This is a genomic window from Martelella alba, from assembly GCF_005217455.1.
Taxonomy (GTDB): Bacteria; Pseudomonadota; Gammaproteobacteria; order Enterobacterales; family Enterobacteriaceae; genus Acerihabitans.
Map to the genome: position 1 here is coordinate 188336 of NZ_SZPQ01000004.1, position 17222 is coordinate 205557.

Below are 17222 nucleotides of genomic sequence, written 5' to 3' on the forward strand. Positions count from 1 at the left end.
AAAAACCCCGCTGTGCGGGGTTTTTCACGATGTAAAACCTTAGGATTATTGCGGCTGGGTAACGACTTCTTTATAGCCTTTGACTTCAATTTCTACGCGACGATCCGGCGCCAGGCAAGTGATAAGCGCTGCGCGGCCTTTTACGTTGTCGCAGGTCGTGCCGGTGACAGGATTGGCTTCACCCATACCACGGGCGGAAATCTTGTCGGACGGGATACCCTTGGAAACCAGGTAAGACACGACGCTTTGCGCGCGAGCCTGGGAAAGCTTCAGATTATACTGTTCAGAACCGATACGGTCAGTGAAGCCAAGAACGACAACGGAACCGTCTTTGGGATCCATAGAACTCAACTGGCTGTAGAGTTGATCCAGGGCTTGTTGACCTTCCGGTTTCAGCGTGGATTTGTCGAAGTTGAACAGGACATCGGAACGCAGAGTGAAGTGCTTGGTCTGCACGACAGGCGCCGGAGCCGGGGCCGGCGGCGCCACGACCGGAGCGGCTTGTTCGCCCTGGCCGAAGCGGTATGAAACGCCGACGCTCAACAGACCGTTATCAGGACGGGCGCCAACGGTGCCGGCATCGCCGATATTGTTAACCCATTGATAGTCCAGACGGGTTGCCCAGTCTTTGGTGATGGCGTATTCCACGCCGATGGCGGCCAACGGAGAAACGCCGGTGTCGTTGTCGCTCAGACGGCCGTTGGCGCCGTTGTTATAGGCCGCTTTGGCGTCCGCGCGCCATACCATGCCGCCCAAACGGGTATAAATGTCCAGATCGTCGGTGATGGGGTAGCCGATTTTCGCCGCCAGGGAGATGCCCTGCGCTTTAAAGGCGCCATTGTCAACGCTGCCCTTGTAAGCCATGCGGCCCAGCCAGTCATAGCCCAGTTCAAACCCCAGATACGGGTTCGCCTGATAACCGAGAAAAGCACCAGCGCCCAGTTGATCATTGCGGGTCGGACCATTACCGATGCTGCTGTTGTAACCGTTACCGTAAAAACCGGTATCGTGGTATTGTGACCAGCCCAATTTACCACCTACGTACCAGGTGTTATCTTGGGGAGCGGCTTGCGCTACGGTCGCGAAACCCGCCAATGCCACTGCAAGTGCGATAGCTGTCTTTTTCATTTTTTGCGCCTCGTTATCATCCAAATAGGCAATGAGCTCTTAAAGCTTAATTTAATTTTCCATTGCCAGAGTCAGTGCCCTGAGTTTGTACATCGCCGTTTAACAGGCGTTATAGAGCAACCCTGGCGAATTAAAGTCTACAACGAAGTGGGAAACTTACAAGTAAGATGTAGTAAGCCGCTAATAAAAAACAGCGTTTCGTGTATCTTTCATTGAACAAAAACATGACAAAGTAGTAGGCGGATTGTGGGGTAACTCGGGCGGAAACCCGCATATATACTGGATTGCGGTAAATAAAAGGGTTTTCCGACTTCCGTGCCGGAACCCGCATTGAGAAAAATCTTAAAGTGAGTCAATGATACCAGCCAGAATGAATCTTTATCCCCGAAAACTGTCCAGAACTCCGACTCGCTCCATTTTGCGGGTAGATGATAAACCCGTAAGATTCGCCCAACGCCGCGGCCTCATATAAACGGCGCTTGTCTTCCGCCGTCAGTTCCTTCGGAAACCATCCCAAAATCACACTGTAATTTCCCGTCAGCAAGGCTTTCTCCATGGCGGCGACCCCTTCGTCGCCGGAAGGACGATGTAGCTGCATCATTTTTTCGAGCGGCAATCCGGCTTGCTTAAGCCATGAACGGTTCAATTTGCGCCCGGATGTCAGCCAGAGCAGCCAGCGCGCCTGCAATCCCAGCTGGCGTAAGAGCGGCAGGAGAATATGTGCGACAATCGACTGATCCTCGAAATAAACCACTTCGCTGACAAAACCGGAAACCGAAGGTTCCCGGGGGCGCGTTGGCGTGCTTTCCGTCCGGTTTGGTCTGCAAGAGGGGAATCGGGCCTGTGATTGGCTGTGCATAATGGCGCTCCATGTTAACTGTATATAAATACAGTATCTTGAGCGCGTGCAAAAATCAATCGATTTATAAGCCGCTTCGCAAAAATTCCGACAAACCCGGTCGTGCGGGAGATTAAGTTGAAAACCGCATGGAAAATACAGTATTTTTAATAGGTTGGGCTGAATGGAATAAGGGTCCCCAACACAATAACAAGGAGAAATGGATGGAAGTTTCATATAAGCAGCGTATTTCACAGGCCGCCTTTTTCTTTACTCCGCTGGGGGAAATAACGACCCGTTCGCAGTTCGGCGGCTACAGCATCGCCGCCGACAAAGTTATGTTCGGGCTTATCCTGGACGGCGAGCTCTATCTGCGCGGTACCCGCCAAAGTGAACACATTTTCGTCGCCGAAGGCATGCGAAGATTGATCTATACCAAGCGGGGCGTGCCGGTATCGCTGAATTACTACCATGTGGACGAGCGCTTATGGGCGCGGGGCAATACGTTGTTGGCCCTGGCGCGGCATGCTTTGGACGAATCCCGGCATGACCGTCGGACGCGGGCGTCCTGTCCCCGGCTTAAGGATTTGCCCAATATTGGGCAAGGGATTGAGCGCTTGCTGTGGAAAGCCGGTATTCAGGATATCGAAGCGCTGCGATATTACGGCGCCAAAAGCAGCTATCTTAAACTGCGCGAGATCAAGGAAAATCTTGGCGTTAAGGTCCTGTTCGCCCTGGAGGGCGCGCTATCAGGCCGACATCTCGCCGCGTTGCCGCCGTTACAGCGCAGCGAGCTGCTTGAGTGGTATGAGCGTCTGTCCTGCCGCTAAGCCGTCGGATGCCGACGCCGCCGCGTTTTCGCGGCGGCATCATACGGTGTCGACCCGCTCGCCCATCTGCTGCCGGCAGGCGATTATCTCCGGCAGCAATTCCAGCAGCAAGCCTATCTGCCTTAAGACGGTCTGCTCTTTGGCTTGCGGATCGCGCATCTCGGTCTGTATACAGGCAATGAGACGCTCGCGCTCCCGTTTTACCCGATCCGGCAGCGTATCCTGGCATTGCAGTGCATCATCCACATAGCAGACGGCATCGTCCATCACGCCCAGCAGCGTCGACGACGCCAGTTTTTCCCGATGCGCGCCAAGCGTGGAGATATAGCTAAGGAATGTATGATTCAGGCATAAGAGCCGGAATGCCAGATCCATGCTTTGGCCGGGCGAGCGGGATTCCGCCGCCATGTTGGACACCACCGACGCCAGCTCGGCATCCCTGTTATGCGCATCCCGTCTCGCCACCCGATAATCCAGACGATTGTCCTTGCCCTGATGGTATTGCACCAGTATGGCGTCCAGATAGCGGCAGTTGGCGGTCAGACTCTGATCGAGCGTCGCCGGCAGCCGGCGAAAACGCCAGTCCGGCCAGATAAAGCTGACTGCCGCCCAGGCGATGGCGCAACCGAGCAGGGTGTCGTAGACCCTGGGCAACGCCACCTCGAAACCTTCACCCAGCAAATTGAAACAGAGCATCACCAGCAGGGTGATAAACATGGTGGCTTGAGCATATTGACCATGGCGAAACGCGAAGAACAACGTACCGCTTATCACTATCAGCAGCAGTTGGCCTTCCGTGGACGGTACGAAATACAATATGGGCAGACTCAGCAGAATGCCCGCCAAGGTGCCGGCGATACGCATGGTCAGGCGCCGGCGGGTGGCCTGATAATTAGGTTGGCAAACGAAAAGACTGGTCAGCATGATCCAATAGCCATACCGCAGACCGCTTAGCTGAATAAACGCATAGCCCAGGCATAACACCGCCGACATTCGGATGGCGTGACGAAATAGCGCCGATTGGGGACCAAGATTGCGGCTAATCCGTAATCGGATGTCGCTGAACCCGGTGAGTTTGTCATCCGCCAGGTTATTTTCTTCCGGATTGTCGCGGGCGATGGTTTGTTCCGATTCGATTGTGGCCAATTGCGCGTCAATGGCGCGCAGATTATTCAGCACGCTTTGCAAACTCTGCCTCTGTTCCGGACCGGCTATGCGTGTTATCGCCGCGTCCAGGTGATTGAAGGCGTTTTCAAACCGGCTATCGTGCTGGTATTTCTGGTGCAGCAGCACGGACTGCGCAAGGGTGTCACAAGCCCGGGCCTGCATGGACAACAGGCGCTGGAAGCGGAACAGCACGTCGCTAAAGCGCAAATGCTCGCGCAATTGCCGGTATTGCGCATGAGAGGAACTGGCTCGCTCATGGATATCTTGCGCCGCAAAATAATAATGCAGTGCCCGGCGGGTGCCACGTTGGCCGCGATCACCGCGCAGCCGGGCCAGCAGTGACGCTTTGGTTTGATTGAGCGCCGTCATCAGGGCGCTATTGGCCATGGCCACTTCGATGACGGCGTTATCGTCCCCTGCGTCGAGATCAGGATCGAAAAGAGTGGCCTTGGCGTCAAGATAACGCGCCAGCGCCTGATAACTCAGCGCCAGATTTTCCTGTAATGGCCTGATGGGGAACAGGATATGGCCAAACAACGTCAGCAGATTGTACCATATGGCTCCGGTTAATAGCAGCGCCGGCTGGAGATACCAATTGGGATAGAGCGGTGCGCCGAGCATGGTGTAGATGGCTATCAGCAGGGCGCCGAATGCGATGGTGGCATAACGCTGCCCCAGCGCGCCCAACAAAATGAACCCGCAGGTGGAAACCGCCAGTCCGATGCCGAAAATCCAGGGATAGGGAAAAAGTAATTCAATGGATACCGCGGCGACAAAGAAACTCAGCAGGGTAATAAGCAGATTGCGTAATCGGCCGCTAAGCCTATCGTCCAAATCCGTCAGGGCGGCGGCCACCACGCCGAGGGTCAGCGGTATGGTCAGTGTGGGCGTCCCAAGCCGCCAGGGTAGCAGCGCGGCGCCGGCCAGGGCGATGAAAATACGCATGTTGTATCGCCAGCGGCTATTGAAAGCCAAACGACGAAACCCGGGTACCACATTGACCACAGGGATATCCTTAATCAGGGCCGAGCTAACGACGTCAACGGGAATGATACCGGTTCGGCTTGAAACGCAATTGTTCAGCCAACTCCACCGGCACCACGCGCCGGCCGACCGGCCAAAGGGCGATAGCCGCCAGCTTGAAATGCGCAATCCCCGAGGGGATGCCGATAATCGTAAGGCATTGGCCGATACCGATGACGATATGCGACAGGCATAACCACCAGCCGAACAGCACCAGCCACAGGATATTCAGCAGCGTCCCCCCCGCGGCCAGTAAGGGATGGCGAGAGTTTGCGTCAAGTTCTTCAACGGGAACGACGGTATTGCCGAACGGACACAGGGATAATTTAGTGATCTCCCAGCATGAACGGGTGAAGGGCCAACTGAAGATGAGCAAAATACTCAGCAACGTCGCCAGCAGCCAGGCGAGGGTAGTGAAAAAACCGCCAAGGCAGAAGTTAAGGATATTGAGCAGGAGTCGGAGAGTCGCCATAGTGTATTGTGCCGGCTTTGCTGTTGTACGGTAAAAGTCCCTAATAGAATAAATGGTATTCTACCCTGATTTCCAGACCGCGGCAGAACAAGTTACTATGGAGGGCAGACGCGTCTCAATGAGATAACGGGAACCCGACAATGTTATGGAACTGAAATCGACATCACTTGGCAAACATCTGGCACAACATCCATATAACCGGGTTCGCCTGCTGAATGCCGGCGTCGAGGTCAGCGGCGAAAAACACCATTACGTTATTCCTTTCAATGAAATCCTGGCGATTCGCTGCAAGCGCGGCATCGTCTGGGGGGAATTGGAGTTCGAGTTGCCCGATGCGCGGGTGGTGCGCCTGCATGGTACGGAATGGCAGGAAACCCAGCGGTTTTATCAATACTTGCAAAAAATCTGGCGGGACTGGAGCCACGAAATGAGCCTGGTTTGCGCCGAGGTGCTAAAGGCGCAGACCACGGCCATCGCGCAGACGGTCGAGAGCGATCAGTGGTTGCGCTCGGATTCGCTGGCATCTTTGCAAGCAAGCATTCGCGAGGCCTTTGGGGCATTGCCGCTGCCGACAACACGATTGGACGAGTTTGAGACCTGTCGTGAGCCGTTTCGCCTTTGCCGGCAATGGCTGCAAAACGGGCCGGCATTGGCCGAGGCGCGTAACCGGCGCTGGGCCGACGATGTGATGACCGCGCATGGCGATTTTTTCGCCAATGTGGAGAGCAGTCCGTTGAATACATCGCAGATGCAGGCGGTGGTCAATGGCGAACAGAAAATACTGGTGCTGGCGGGGGCCGGTAGCGGTAAAACGTCGGTATTGGTCGCGCGGGTGGGTTGGCTGCTCAGACGGCAGGAAGCCTTGTCCGAACAGATATTGATGCTGGCTTTCGGCCGGGAGGCCGCGGCGGAAATGGACGCGCGCATTCGCGACCGGCTGGGGGCCCACGGCGTGGCTTCATGGACTTTCCATGCCCTGGCGCTGCATATCATCCGCCAAGGCAGCAAGAAGGCGCCGGTTATCACCAAATTGGAAAACGACGGCGCGGCGCGGCGGGCGTTATTGATAAAACAGTGGCGATTGCAATGCGCCGATAAGAAAGCGCAGGCGAAAGGCTGGCGGCAATGGCTCACCGATGCGTTGGCCTGGGAACTGCCGGAGGGGGATTTCTGGCAAAACGATGCTCTGGCGCAGCGCTTGGCACCCCGTCTCGATCGCTGGATCGGTTTGATGCGCATGCATGGCGGCAGTCAGACGCAGATGATTGCGTCAGCGCCGGAAGCGTGTCGAGCGGAGTTTCAAAAACGCCTCCGGTTATTGACGCCATTGCTGAAAATCTGGAAACAGGCCATGAAGGAAGAAGGCGCGGTGGATTTCGCCGGGCTTATCCACCAGGCCGTGGATGTCTTGCAAAAGGGGCGGTTTATCAGCCCCTGGAAGCACATTCTGGTGGATGAATATCAGGATATTTCGCCGCAGCGCGTGCGATTACTGGAGGCATTGTGCCAACAAAACCACCGTACTTCGCTCTTTGCCGTAGGGGATGATTGGCAGGCCATATACCGTTTCAGCGGCGCTGAGCTCTCCCTGACCACCGCTTTTCATGAACGTTTCGCTGACGCGGCCCAGTGCGCTCTTGATACCACATACCGTTTCAATCAACGGATCGGCGAAATAGCCAATGCCTTTGTGTTGCAAAATCCATATCAACTGCATAAGCCTCTCAACAGTCTTGTCAAAGGCGAAAAGAAAGCCGTACTCATATTGCCGCAGGCGCAACTGGAGGCATTACTGAATAAGCTCAGCGGCTACGCGCTGCCGGATGAGCGCATATTGATTTTGGCCCGCTACCATTATCTTCGACCAGCGCTGCTGGATAAAGCGGCCACGCGCTGGCCCAATCTGGTTATTGATTTCAAAACCATGCATGGGAGCAAGGGACAACAGGCGGACTATGTCATTATCATCGGCATGTCGGCCGGCAAGGACGGTTTTCCTGCGCCGGCGCGGGAAACGGTTATCGAACAGGCCCTGTTGCCGCAGCCGGAAGATTTTCCGGATGCCGAGGAGCGGCGTTTGATGTATGTCGCCCTGACACGGGCACGTCGCCAGGTCTGGTTGTTACAGGATCCGGAGCGACCCTCTCCCTTCATCGGCGTTTTACGGCAATTGGGGGTATCGCACGCACGCAAGCCATAATCAATGGGAACCACGCCGCCCTCGGGGGCGGCGTCCGTTTATTGCAGGCGTTCGTTCAAATAGCGCTGATAATCGGGTATCTCAATTTCCATTTCACCGCTAAACAGCGCGGAGCTAATCAGCAAATCCGCCGTCGACCGATTGGTGGCCACGGGGATATTCCAGACGGTCGCCAGACGCAGCAATGCTTTGACATCGGGATCATGGGGTACGGCGTTCAACGGATCCCAAAAGAAAATCAGCACGTCGATTTTGCCTTCCGAAATCAGCGCGCCGACTTGCTGATCGCCGCCCATTGGCCCGCTAAGCATGCTGTGTACCGGCAAACCGGTGTTGCGCTGCACCAAATTCCCTGTCGTGCCGGTGGCATAAAGCACATGCTCTTTCAGCACCCCTTTGTTGACCTCCACCCAGTTCAGTAAAGATTCCTTGCAATGATCGTGCGCCACCAGGGCAATGTGTTTGCGCATGGTAATGGTGCGGGTAATCGACTCCATATCCTGTCCTTCAGAAAAAATCAGCGATAACATACTCGCCATACTTCATGTTGCCGCGCAGTTGGCGGCACACATGGGTTTTCAACATATGCGCCGCTCGCCGGCCGCTGCGAATTATTTGAAGTATATAGACTACTGAAAGTTCGTTTCACTGCAAACAATTAAACAGATAACATTGCAAAATATCGTTGAAGTCTATTCAGCGGACCGATAGACGGGTCGGGAATGCCGGGCGGCGTCGCCGGCGCGAGGGGCATCAGTCGGTGAACGACATTCGGTTTGTTCAGTTGGGGCGGCGAATCGCCGCCTTGGGCCGGTAGTCGGCGATAGGTTGCGTTAACCACCGTGCCATGCTCGTCGAGCAATATCGGCTCCGGCCGCAACAAGAAACGCCGGACCTGCTCGCCAGTGGCGAGTTGCGGCAAACGTAAGCGTAGCCGTTGGGCATCGCCGGTATCAAAATACCCCAGCACATAGACCGGTGCGGCAGGGTATAGCGTTTTCTCCCGCGGGAAAGCGCGGTTGTTCAAGATGAATGTCAATTGATGCTTTCCCTTGGTCAGTTCAAGGCTGCCTACGCTGCGCAGCAAGGCGCTGTTGACCGTGGCGCCGTCTATGGTGACCAGTTCGATGGACTCAGGCACCTCCAGCGTTGTCGCCGCCGCGGGCCCGCTTAACAGCAGGGTTAAGCCGATAAGCAGGACACGCGTTATCGTCATTGTTGATTCATCCTCGGTAAGAGTGAAATTCGCCGCCAGGTCAAAATTCCTGCCATAGTCTGCGTGGCAACGATGTTTTACATCACGATAAGATTATACAATATTCTTTGTATTATTTTTTAACAAATATTTTTGTTTTGAAATTATTTGATGCCTCATTCATGCGTGTGTTTTTTTTATCTGGTATACAATGGATCCATGATTTCCCTTCGGAGATAACGCCATGACGGATACCGATATCCGCGACATCCTGTCGTCGGTCAAAACCATCGCCCTGGTGGGCGCCAGTGAGAAACCCGCCCGTCCCAGCTATGATGTCATGGCCTATCTACTGGAACAGGGCTATCACGTGTTTCCCGTTAACCCTGTGCTGGCGGGTCGGGAAGTCCTTGGGCAAAAAGTGTACGCCGATTTGGCGGACATTCCGGTAAAAGTGGATATGGTGGATGTTTTCCGGCGATCTGAAGCCGTTTACGATATTGCCCAGGAAGCGATTGCTATTGATGCCGGCGTGCTGTGGATGCAATTGGGCGTAATCAATGAACAGGCGGCGGTACTGGCCAAAAATGTCGGCATGCAGGTGGTGATGGATCGCTGCCCGAAGATTGAAATCAAGCGTCTGGGACTGGCTAAATGAATACAAGGCGAGTGATGGACACCCGCCTTGCCGTCAGTTTCTCAACCGGGGCGCCTGAAGTTGCTGACGAATGGATTCCGCCAGTTCATCCAGCGAAGGCTGCTCGGGGTGGATTGGCGTTGTTTCCGAATTCAGTTGGACTTCGGCCAAATAGGTATGAATAGGCTTGCCTTCGTCATCCTCCATTACCACATGGTACCAGGGCACGGAGCGAAGATTTTCGTCGGCCGCGATGTCATCCAGCGAAGGTTTTTCCAGAGAATATTCGGGGTCGACATCGATAACAACGCCTAAATAGCCCAAAAGTCTATGACGGACCTGTTGTCCGATTCCAAATTTGCTGGCAATCATGGTTCGCTCCCGTGTGACTCATGCCTTATCCTAAATATGGGGTATCAGCGGGCAATATCAAGGGTAAGGCGTCACTTAAATTACACGACAGGCGAAACCTTTCAAATAAAGTCCTTCAGGATAAGGGGCGATTACCGGATGATCGGCGGCCTGTCGGAACTCTTCGATAAACTGAAGCGAGCGGTGGGCATCCAACGCGGCATCGGCAATGATTTTTTGAAAAAGTTCGCGGGTCATCAGTCCGGAACAGGAAAACGTCAATAATATGCCTTCCGCGGCCAGCAACTGTATCGCCAGCATATTGATATCTTTGTAGCCCCGGCACGCCCCGGCCAACTGGTTTTTGTTTTCCACGAATTTCGGCGGGTCCATGATGATCATATCGAATTGTCGCCCCTGCTCGCGATAACGCCGCAACAAGGTGAAAACATCTTCACGCGTGAATTCCGCCTTGCCGGTATCAAGCGCATTGAGTTCGATATTCCTGCGGGCGATATCCAACACATGCTGAGAGGTATCGACATTGGTCACTTGCCGGCATTCGCCCTTGATCACGGCGACGCCGAAAGCGCCGGTATAGGAAAAACAGTTCAGTACCCGGCGCCCCGCGGCATACTTGCGCGCGGCGTGCCGGCTGTCGCGTTGATCAAGGTAAAATCCGGTTTTATGGCCCTGCGCGATATCCACCAGTAGTGTCATGTCATGCTCGTGGATGGGCAAAAGCGGCGCGGGAGCCTCGCCAACCACCACGCCGCTGGTCGGAGTTAACCCTTCCTTTTTACGGATTGCCGCGTCGGAACGATCGTAGATGGCGCAGAGGGGATAGCATTGCTGCAACGCCGCCAGCAGATTGGCGCGTTGGTATTCCGCCCCGGCGGATAACAGCTGCAGTACCAGATAATGTCCGTAACGATCGATCGTGACGCCCGGCAAGCCGTCCGATTCGCCGGCGATCAACCGGTAGGCATCCAGGTTGTCCCGCTTGGCCAGCAGATCCCGCCATTGCTGTGCGGTATTTAAGCGGCGTATGAAAAACTCGGTATCAATGGCCTCTTCGGCCTCAAAGGTCCAGACGCGAGCGCGGATTTGCGATTGCGGCGAATATGCCCCTCGGGCAAGCCAATGTCCCGCGGCATCGTGGATATCAATGGTCTCGCCGGCGTGCGCTTGCCCTTCTATCCGTTGCACAGCGCCGGAAAAGATCCAGGGGTGGCGCCGCAGCAGCGATTTTTCCCGCCCCTTGGCAAGGAAGAGTCGTTTTGTCATCATGAAGTATACTGATCAGCTGAAAGAGCGCCATTTTGCGAATAAGTTCGGCCAATTGCAATCATCGCCGGCTTTCGGGGGGAAATGATGTCGAAAATGTGTACTGCTATCTATGTCTATGGCATGGTGCAGGGCGTCGGATTCCGCTATACCGCCCAGCGTCGTGCCAAGGAATTGGGTTTGAAGGGGTATGTGCGCAACCTTGATGATGGCGGCGTCGAGATGGTGGCCTGCGGAACCCAGGCGCAATTGGACGCATTGCAGGACTGGCTGAGGCAAGGTGGCCCAAGAAGCGCACATATCGAAAAAATTCTCGTCGAACCCAGAGCGGCGGATACTGCCGATTTGCATGGTTTTCAAATTCGCTACTGAGGATTAAATGCATTTTACCGGTTTGGGCAAGCCGGCGATTTTGGTCGCCTGTTTGGCCGGACCGTTGGGGAAAAGGCGGTAAAGGTAGCGGCTATTGCCTTTTTCTTCGCCGTATTTCTGCCCCATGGCTTTCACCAGCAGGCGTATGGCTGGCGAGGTATTGAATTGCAGGTAAAACTCACGCACGAAGCGGATGACTTCCCAATGCGCTTCGGTGAGTTCAATTTTTTCCTGTTGGGCAATGGCTGTGGCCAGCCCTTCATGCCAGTCGGCGGTATTTTTCAAGTAACCCTGGCTGTCGGTTTCGATTTCGCGACCGTTGTACTCCATCTTTCTCCCTATACCCTGGTATAACTCATCAGACTTCACGTTGCCGCTTTGCCGGCCGCATTCACCCCGTTACTTTGCCCCAGCCACAGGCGTCATCCATGGACCTGGAAACGCTAAGACACGTCCTATCCCTCACCCATAGTCCTGCCATGGGCGGTTCACATCCGTTGCCGACGAATGTCGCTCACTTGCCGTCGCGATGCAACTTAAATTATTAAGGAAAGGGTAGCGTGTTCAAGAAGGGCGTCACAAACATATAGGGCCCTATTCAGGGCCCTAAGGAGAAGGCTGGGCGGGACTCGCTGACTCAGTTGTTGCGCGCGAAACCCAGGATACTCAAAAGGCTAACGAAGATATTGTACAGGGATACATAGAGGCTCACTGTCGCCCGGATGTAATTGGTTTCGCCGCCGTGAATGATATTGCTGGTCTCCCACAAAATCGCGCCTGTGGAAAACAGAATGAACATGACGCTAATCGCCAGCGACAGCGCCGGGATATGCAGGAACAGGTTGGCAATGACCGCCACCAACAGCACCACGAATCCGGCCATCATCATTCCCGAGAGAAACGACATGTCCTTGCGGGTAGTGAGAACATAGGCGGAACAACAGAAAAACACCAGCGCGGTGCCGCCCAGGGCCATCATAATGGTTTCGCCGGCGCCGCTGGCCAGCAGCATGCTCAGCAAGGGCCCAAGGCAATACCCCAGAAAACCGGTAAAGGCGAATGTCGCCAAAATGCCGGCCGGACGATCGGCGAGTCGATACGTTAGGAACATAAGACCGTAAAACCCCACCAGCATGAGGATGAACCCCGGCGCCGGCAGACCCAGAACGGTGCTTGCGGTGGCCGTCAACGCTGAAAAGGCCAAAGTAAGGGAAAGCAGGAAATACGTATTGCGCAGCACTTTATGGGTGCTCAGTAACGAACGCTCGCGAGCCGGTGTCGAGACTAAACGATCCATAGAATCACCTCGTTGGTGTTAAGAACCCTAACTGTTTGATTGTCAGAATAAAGGTTTACAGCCGGGCCGCCTATACGTTTTACCCTTCTTTACGCTCTATACTCTTAATACGCCAAGTTGCATCGCGGCGGCAAGTGAGCTGGCCCCCAGGAGCATAGCTCACTCGATGACAGGGGCGAGCGAACGCCCCGACAAAGCGGCAGTATGCGCTTGAACGGGTAGAAATAATGTCGCATCGCCCCTTGTGGTTGCGCGGTATCGAACGTTTGCCTATCCTCTCGCCGGCGCGCGGCCAAATTTCAAGCGATTAGCCCATACCACCCTTTACAAGCCTGACGACACTGTTTATAGTTCGCCTCGTTGCGGAGGAGTGGCCGAGCGGTTGAAGGCACCGGTCTTGAAAACCGGCGACGCGCAAGCGTTCGTGAGTTCGAATCTCACCTCCTCCGCCACGCGATATATCACTTTCAATCTTCCATGTAGTATCGAGTAGCACAGTATAATGAACTCCGACGCGGTTTAGGCGGTTGGAGTTCATTGTTTCCTGGCAGGGTAGCGGTTTTGCCCAGCGCGACCCGGCGGTCCGGCCTGTCAACAGCGCCAAAGCCAGCCAAAGAAAATGGACAAGGCTTCAGCGCCAGTTAAGCCGAAAAGTGAAATTCAGCGCCAATCGGCAGAAACGAACAGGAACGAAAAATCCAGCATGTGCACTCGCGCATTGCCAATATCCGGCGCGACGACCTTCATGAAACCACCAGTGAAATCTGCGAAAACCCTGTAATATGTGTGGATACGCCGCGAACGCTGACGTAAACGGGCTCGTCACATTTTAGCGGCAGGGCATGCCGTGCTGTGCTTGCCTGTGGTGGGCGGGGCAGTCAGGGCCCCCGCCGAATCAGGAACCCACCGAGCGAGTCAGATTTCGGTCTGAACGCGGCAGGAATCTCCCTCCTTTTGGGCGGGAGGATGCCAGCTCTTGTATTGCGGGCTTCCGTCGGCGGAAATGGCCGTAAAGCCGGTCGCCTTCGGTTTCCCACTTGACTTCCGGCGATATGCCGTCCAAGCCGGTAGCTGGCGGTCAGGACAATTAGCGCCTGTCCCCGGGGTTTGCGGCGTGCGTTGTTATGGTGCACCCCGTCCCAGGGGAAGTGAGCGCCTGCAAGGCCTGGTGCTGGGTCGTCGTCTATGTGCCATTCCATAACTTATTCTTATTTAACTATAAAAAATTACGTTATTCACTTTTGAATAAAAAGTTACTCGGTTTGGTCTGCTTTTTGCATTGTTATTCATCATTGCTAATGGTGAAGCTGCGACGGAGGCAGAAATGAATTTAAGACGACTCAAATATTTTGTGAAAATCGTCGACATCGGTAGCCTGACACAGGCGGCGGAAGTTCTGCATATTGCGCAACCGGCATTGAGCCAGCAGGTTGCCACTCTGGAAAGTGAACTTGATCAAAAATTGTTGGTCCGGACCAAACGCGGCGTCACGCCGACTGAAGCAGGCAAGATCCTCTATTCCCACGCCCGCGCCATTTTGCAGCAATGCGAAGCCGCTCAAAAAGCCGTATGTAATATCGATCAGGCAATGGAGGGGCAGGTTTCCATCGGCCTGGCGCCTGGTACGTCCTCATGCCCTTTAATCATGCCGTTGTTACAATCGGTTAGGGAAAAGTACCCGCAGTTGACGGTTTATCTTCATGAAAACAGCGCTGCCGTACTCAATGACAAAGTCGGCAGCGGCCAATTGGATATGGCTATTCACTATGATCCCGCCATTTATGCCGGTATAAACAGTCTGACCCTGATGAAAGAAGATCTTTACCTGGTGGGCACACGGGAAAATCCCGGCAAAAATATCGAACTAAGCGATGTCGCCAGCCGACAGCTATTTCTGCCCTGCGATTTTTCCGCCCTGCGTAAACGTGTGGATGAAGCATTCTCGCTGCGGCGGTTGAGTGCCAAAATCATTGGTGAAATCGATTCGCTGGCGACATTGACCGCCGCGGTGGCCAGCGGGATGGGCGCGGCGGTGTTGCCGGAGTCGACCGCCTCGGCCGTGGTCAGCGCGGCCAATGCCTGGATGGCCCGCATCGTCGGCCCGGGTTTACCGTTGCCGTTGGCGTTGAACACCTCCTCTCGTTTACCGCTGTCTCCCTCGGCCGCGGCGGTTAAAGGCATCTTGATATCCCTGGCCAACAGCACAGGGCCGGTGCAGGAAAAACACGCTTTGCTCCTGGCAAGCTAATCAGGTTCGCCTTTTTATCGGTGCATCAGCTATGGCGTCCGTTTTTGCGGACGCTTTTTTTTATTCACACTTTTTGCAAGTAAATGTATTTAGTTGAATATTATGAAATTAATTAATTTTGTTAATATATTTATCTTGATGTTAATTGAAGTTCTCAACTAACATGTCCAGTACACGGGTCAAAAGGCGTTTGACCCTGCCTATGATTATCGATTTCTGTCTTGCGGGGCCATCATGAACAGCTTACTTTCACAGTTATTGATCAATCTGGCGCAAAAAGAAGCGGCTGAAAAAGAATTGCATGCCACAGTGGAAGCCCTTGAAATAGTGGTCGCTTTGCTGATTTCCTCCTTAAGCCGTAAAAAAGCCCAAAACCTGATCATTCGGTTAGAAACTGCTCTGGCTGAAATGCGACAGCGGGATAGCGATGACGCTCCGGTAAAATCCGATATTGATTTGTTGAGCATGAATATCGAGCGGATTACCGGGGTCGCCAAAAGGCATAACGAATAATACCAGCGGTGTTAGGTGACTTAACGTAGGGGCCATGGCGAGCGGAAACCGATGCCGTCGGCAACGGCTTGCCGGAGACGCCTGGTTAGGGCGGCTTAGGCAGCCCCCCCTGTCTTTGCAGGACGAACGGAATGTTATGGCCCTTGACGACCCCTTACGGATTGCTGTGCTGCAATGCGCATGACGGCGCTTGCTTGCCTCCCATTATCGCTGCGATGTCTGCTGCTTGCGGCGACAAAGGAAACCTTGTTTCATGCGAAATGCGTTGCGGCGGCTGGGGCGGGTATCGCCGGGAACATGACCGGTTATACGACCGGGCTAGGCGCAACCGCGAACAGGCAGTTTGAATGATGGTGAGGACGTGGGTTTGCTAAAAATTTATAACTGCATATAAGACTTTTTTTAGTGAGATGTCATTAATTGCTTTTACCAGCGAGCAATCTCCGCTCCGATGAATATACTATTTTTGTGCACAATTGCATTTAGGTCGTTATACCTTGAATAATTCAAGTTGCATCGCGACGGCAAGTGGGCGACCCCCAGTCAGCGAGCCAATGCTGTGACCGGGGCGAGCGGGCGCGGTCGGCAAAGAGGCAACTCTTGAAGTATGACGAGTATATGCCGGGTAAATGACCGTTGTGGCTTTTTATTAGTAGGTTAATCATCATGAAGACACTAGGGGTTATCCTTGAGAGAATTCTCGAAGAAATTTGCACTGGTAAAAAACTGTTTGTCCCCGAAGACAGTGTGCCGGAAGCGATGGAAAAATTCCAACAAATAGCAAAGGCTATCAGCTACGCGGACTGTGAAGGACTGGTAGAGCATTGTCAATTCGGCATTGCCGATTATACAGACAGGTTGCTTTTCTCACGGGTTCTAGTGGCCGGCGGAGTAACGGAAAAAGGGCTGAAATTCCTGCGTGTGCGGAATGCGGAACAACATCAAAAAGTAGGATAGTGTTATTGTTGCTTTTTTAACAAATTGGTTTGAATGTGAATGATATTTTAGCAACAGCGATACCGGGTCTTCTGGTTAACGACGAATAACGTGACCAGCAATGGGCAATTTCGTCGGCAAGCATGAACCGAAATGGTTCGGCTCATGCTTGTCGTCGTTATTTAACGTATTGCCATACGGCGGCGGGTACCTTGTCGTACAAACGGCCCATAGTCAGTTCAGCTAACCGGTGATCCGCTGCGCCGTAAAAATCAACCAGATCTGTAGCGGGCAATCTCTCTTTCATATGTTCAATCACTTTTTCCAGTGTTTCAATTGAGCTGCATCGCCTTAATCTCATCAAGAAATCCACTTTACCCATATACTTACAATCATCCGCTTTTAGTAATACAAGCCCTTCGAAAATAGGCAATCGACGTGCAGACAACAGCAGCGAATTTTCTTATTTAACGCCGGCTATGCCAGGTAAAATGAGAAAATGAAAAACGACACTGAGACATTCAGGTATTAAGTCCCGCTTTGGTTAACTTTCACAGATATACTCGTCATACTCCACGTTGCCTCTTTGTCGGCTGCGCTCGCTCACCTGGTCCATAACCAGTCACACCGTCGGCCATGCTCCCGGAACGATGAGAGACAACAAGTATCTCATCCACGACCCGCCGCTGGCGGTTCAAATTCGTGCTGACGAATGTGTCGCTCGCTTG

Annotated in this window: 18 protein-coding genes and 1 tRNA gene; 8 read left to right on the forward strand and 11 right to left on the reverse strand. The window is 53.8% G+C overall.

Features of this window, described 5'->3' with window-relative positions; all coding sequences use genetic code 11:
* Positions 1-45: 45 nt before the first annotated feature.
* Together ompA and sulA are read right to left on the reverse strand one after the other, a co-directional pair.
* A complete protein-coding gene (ompA, locus tag FCN80_RS06455; protein ID WP_136989181.1) occupies positions 46-1128 on the reverse strand; it encodes a porin OmpA in 1083 nt (360 codons plus the stop codon).
* Between the two features lie 352 nt (positions 1129-1480).
* Positions 1481-1987 (reverse strand): SOS-induced cell division inhibitor SulA, encoded by a 507-nt coding sequence (gene sulA / locus FCN80_RS06460; protein WP_136989183.1) that lies wholly within the window; start codon positions 1985-1987, stop codon positions 1481-1483.
* A gap of 203 nt (positions 1988-2190) precedes the next feature.
* Here sulA and FCN80_RS06465 point away from each other — a divergent pair, with 203 nt between their 5' ends.
* On the forward strand, positions 2191-2796 hold the full coding sequence (locus tag FCN80_RS06465; protein WP_136989185.1) for a TfoX/Sxy family DNA transformation protein: 606 nt from the start codon (positions 2191-2193) through the stop codon (positions 2794-2796).
* Between the two features lie 39 nt (positions 2797-2835).
* On the opposite strand, the gene yccS is transcribed toward FCN80_RS06465, so the two are convergent.
* Complete coding sequence (gene yccS, locus FCN80_RS06470; protein ID WP_136989187.1) at positions 2836-4968, reverse strand: YccS family putative transporter; 2133 nt, start codon at positions 4966-4968, stop codon at positions 2836-2838.
* A 34-nt stretch (positions 4969-5002) separates the two neighbouring features.
* Complete coding sequence (locus tag FCN80_RS06475) at positions 5003-5458, reverse strand: YccF domain-containing protein (RefSeq protein WP_136989189.1); 456 nt, start codon at positions 5456-5458, stop codon at positions 5003-5005.
* 145 nt (positions 5459-5603) lie between these two features.
* Between FCN80_RS06475 and helD the strand changes: the two genes are divergently transcribed.
* A complete protein-coding gene (helD, locus tag FCN80_RS06480; protein WP_136989190.1) occupies positions 5604-7658 on the forward strand; it encodes a DNA helicase IV in 2055 nt (684 codons plus the stop codon).
* Between the two features lie 38 nt (positions 7659-7696).
* Here the strand turns inward: helD and FCN80_RS06485 are convergent, their stop codons facing one another.
* Both FCN80_RS06485 and FCN80_RS06490 read right to left on the reverse strand, forming a co-directional pair.
* Positions 7697-8134, reverse strand: a complete 438-nt coding sequence (locus tag FCN80_RS06485) for a methylglyoxal synthase (RefSeq protein ID WP_230492530.1) — start codon at positions 8132-8134, stop codon at positions 7697-7699.
* A gap of 182 nt (positions 8135-8316) precedes the next feature.
* Complete coding sequence (locus tag FCN80_RS06490) at positions 8317-8874, reverse strand: DUF2057 family protein (RefSeq protein ID WP_136989193.1); 558 nt, start codon at positions 8872-8874, stop codon at positions 8317-8319.
* A gap of 223 nt (positions 8875-9097) precedes the next feature.
* On the opposite strand from FCN80_RS06490, the gene FCN80_RS06495 reads away from it, so the two are divergent.
* Positions 9098-9511, forward strand: a complete 414-nt coding sequence (locus FCN80_RS06495; RefSeq protein ID WP_136989195.1) for a CoA-binding protein — start codon at positions 9098-9100, stop codon at positions 9509-9511.
* Positions 9512-9544: 33 nt separating this feature from the next.
* Here the strand turns inward: FCN80_RS06495 and hspQ are convergent, their stop codons facing one another.
* Both hspQ and rlmI read right to left on the reverse strand, forming a co-directional pair.
* Positions 9545-9862, reverse strand: coding sequence for a heat shock protein HspQ (gene hspQ / locus FCN80_RS06500; protein WP_136989197.1), 318 nt, complete (start codon positions 9860-9862; stop codon positions 9545-9547).
* A 75-nt stretch (positions 9863-9937) separates the two neighbouring features.
* On the reverse strand, positions 9938-11131 hold the full coding sequence (rlmI, locus tag FCN80_RS06505; protein ID WP_230492524.1) for a 23S rRNA (cytosine(1962)-C(5))-methyltransferase RlmI: 1194 nt from the start codon (positions 11129-11131) through the stop codon (positions 9938-9940).
* Between the two features lie 93 nt (positions 11132-11224).
* Here rlmI and yccX point away from each other — a divergent pair, with 93 nt between their 5' ends.
* Complete coding sequence (gene yccX / locus FCN80_RS06510) at positions 11225-11500, forward strand: acylphosphatase (RefSeq protein ID WP_230492525.1); 276 nt, start codon at positions 11225-11227, stop codon at positions 11498-11500.
* A gap of 3 nt (positions 11501-11503) precedes the next feature.
* Here yccX and tusE read toward each other — a convergent pair whose 3' ends face one another.
* Together tusE and yccA are read right to left on the reverse strand one after the other, a co-directional pair.
* On the reverse strand, positions 11504-11830 hold the full coding sequence (gene tusE / locus FCN80_RS06515; protein WP_136989201.1) for a sulfurtransferase TusE: 327 nt from the start codon (positions 11828-11830) through the stop codon (positions 11504-11506).
* A gap of 307 nt (positions 11831-12137) precedes the next feature.
* The gene (yccA, locus tag FCN80_RS06520) at positions 12138-12797 is read right to left on the reverse strand and encodes an FtsH protease modulator YccA (protein WP_136989203.1); all 660 of its coding nucleotides are present in this window, start codon (positions 12795-12797) and stop codon (positions 12138-12140) included.
* Between the two features lie 364 nt (positions 12798-13161).
* Here yccA and FCN80_RS06525 point away from each other — a divergent pair.
* The 4 genes from FCN80_RS06525 (at position 13162) to FCN80_RS06545 (ending at position 16515) form a co-directional block, all read left to right on the forward strand.
* A tRNA-Ser gene (locus FCN80_RS06525) sits at positions 13162-13249 on the forward strand.
* A gap of 872 nt (positions 13250-14121) precedes the next feature.
* Complete coding sequence (nac, locus tag FCN80_RS06535) at positions 14122-15045, forward strand: nitrogen assimilation transcriptional regulator NAC (protein WP_136989205.1); 924 nt, start codon at positions 14122-14124, stop codon at positions 15043-15045.
* Between the two features lie 234 nt (positions 15046-15279).
* On the forward strand, positions 15280-15558 hold the full coding sequence (locus FCN80_RS06540) for a sigma-S stabilization anti-adapter protein IraP (protein ID WP_136989207.1): 279 nt from the start codon (positions 15280-15282) through the stop codon (positions 15556-15558).
* 666 nt (positions 15559-16224) lie between these two features.
* The gene (locus tag FCN80_RS06545; RefSeq protein ID WP_136989209.1) at positions 16225-16515 is read left to right on the forward strand and encodes a hypothetical protein; all 291 of its coding nucleotides are present in this window, start codon (positions 16225-16227) and stop codon (positions 16513-16515) included.
* Positions 16516-16672: 157 nt separating this feature from the next.
* Here the strand turns inward: FCN80_RS06545 and FCN80_RS06550 are convergent, their stop codons facing one another.
* The gene (locus tag FCN80_RS06550) at positions 16673-16876 is read right to left on the reverse strand and encodes an Hha/YmoA family nucleoid-associated regulatory protein (protein ID WP_136989211.1); all 204 of its coding nucleotides are present in this window, start codon (positions 16874-16876) and stop codon (positions 16673-16675) included.
* Between the last annotated feature and the right edge of the window lie 346 nt (positions 16877-17222).

Excerpts from the sequence above, each read along its gene's own strand:
- hspQ (WP_136989197.1), bottom strand. The coding sequence starts at position 9,862 with ATGATTGCCAGCAAATTTGGAATCGGACAACAGGTCCGTCATAGACTT.
- FCN80_RS06490 (WP_136989193.1), bottom strand. The coding sequence starts at position 8,874 with ATGACGATAACGCGTGTCCTGCTTATCGGCTTAACCCTGCTGTTAAGC.
- nac (WP_136989205.1), top strand. The coding sequence starts at position 14,122 with ATGAATTTAAGACGACTCAAATATTTTGTGAAAATCGTCGACATCGGT.
- FCN80_RS06540 (WP_136989207.1), top strand. The coding sequence starts at position 15,280 with ATGAACAGCTTACTTTCACAGTTATTGATCAATCTGGCGCAAAAAGAA.
- sulA (WP_136989183.1), bottom strand. The coding sequence starts at position 1,987 with ATGCACAGCCAATCACAGGCCCGATTCCCCTCTTGCAGACCAAACCGG.
- yccX (WP_230492525.1), top strand. The coding sequence starts at position 11,225 with ATGTGTACTGCTATCTATGTCTATGGCATGGTGCAGGGCGTCGGATTC.
- FCN80_RS06550 (WP_136989211.1), bottom strand. The coding sequence starts at position 16,876 with ATGGGTAAAGTGGATTTCTTGATGAGATTAAGGCGATGCAGCTCAATT.
- FCN80_RS06475 (WP_136989189.1), bottom strand. The coding sequence starts at position 5,458 with ATGGCGACTCTCCGACTCCTGCTCAATATCCTTAACTTCTGCCTTGGC.
- rlmI (WP_230492524.1), bottom strand. The coding sequence starts at position 11,131 with ATGATGACAAAACGACTCTTCCTTGCCAAGGGGCGGGAAAAATCGCTG.
- tusE (WP_136989201.1), bottom strand. The coding sequence starts at position 11,830 with ATGGAGTACAACGGTCGCGAAATCGAAACCGACAGCCAGGGTTACTTG.
- ompA (WP_136989181.1), bottom strand. The coding sequence starts at position 1,128 with ATGAAAAAGACAGCTATCGCACTTGCAGTGGCATTGGCGGGTTTCGCG.
- FCN80_RS06465 (WP_136989185.1), top strand. The coding sequence starts at position 2,191 with ATGGAAGTTTCATATAAGCAGCGTATTTCACAGGCCGCCTTTTTCTTT.
- yccA (WP_136989203.1), bottom strand. The coding sequence starts at position 12,797 with ATGGATCGTTTAGTCTCGACACCGGCTCGCGAGCGTTCGTTACTGAGC.
- helD (WP_136989190.1), top strand. The coding sequence starts at position 5,604 with ATGGAACTGAAATCGACATCACTTGGCAAACATCTGGCACAACATCCA.
- FCN80_RS06495 (WP_136989195.1), top strand. The coding sequence starts at position 9,098 with ATGACGGATACCGATATCCGCGACATCCTGTCGTCGGTCAAAACCATC.
- FCN80_RS06545 (WP_136989209.1), top strand. The coding sequence starts at position 16,225 with ATGAAGACACTAGGGGTTATCCTTGAGAGAATTCTCGAAGAAATTTGC.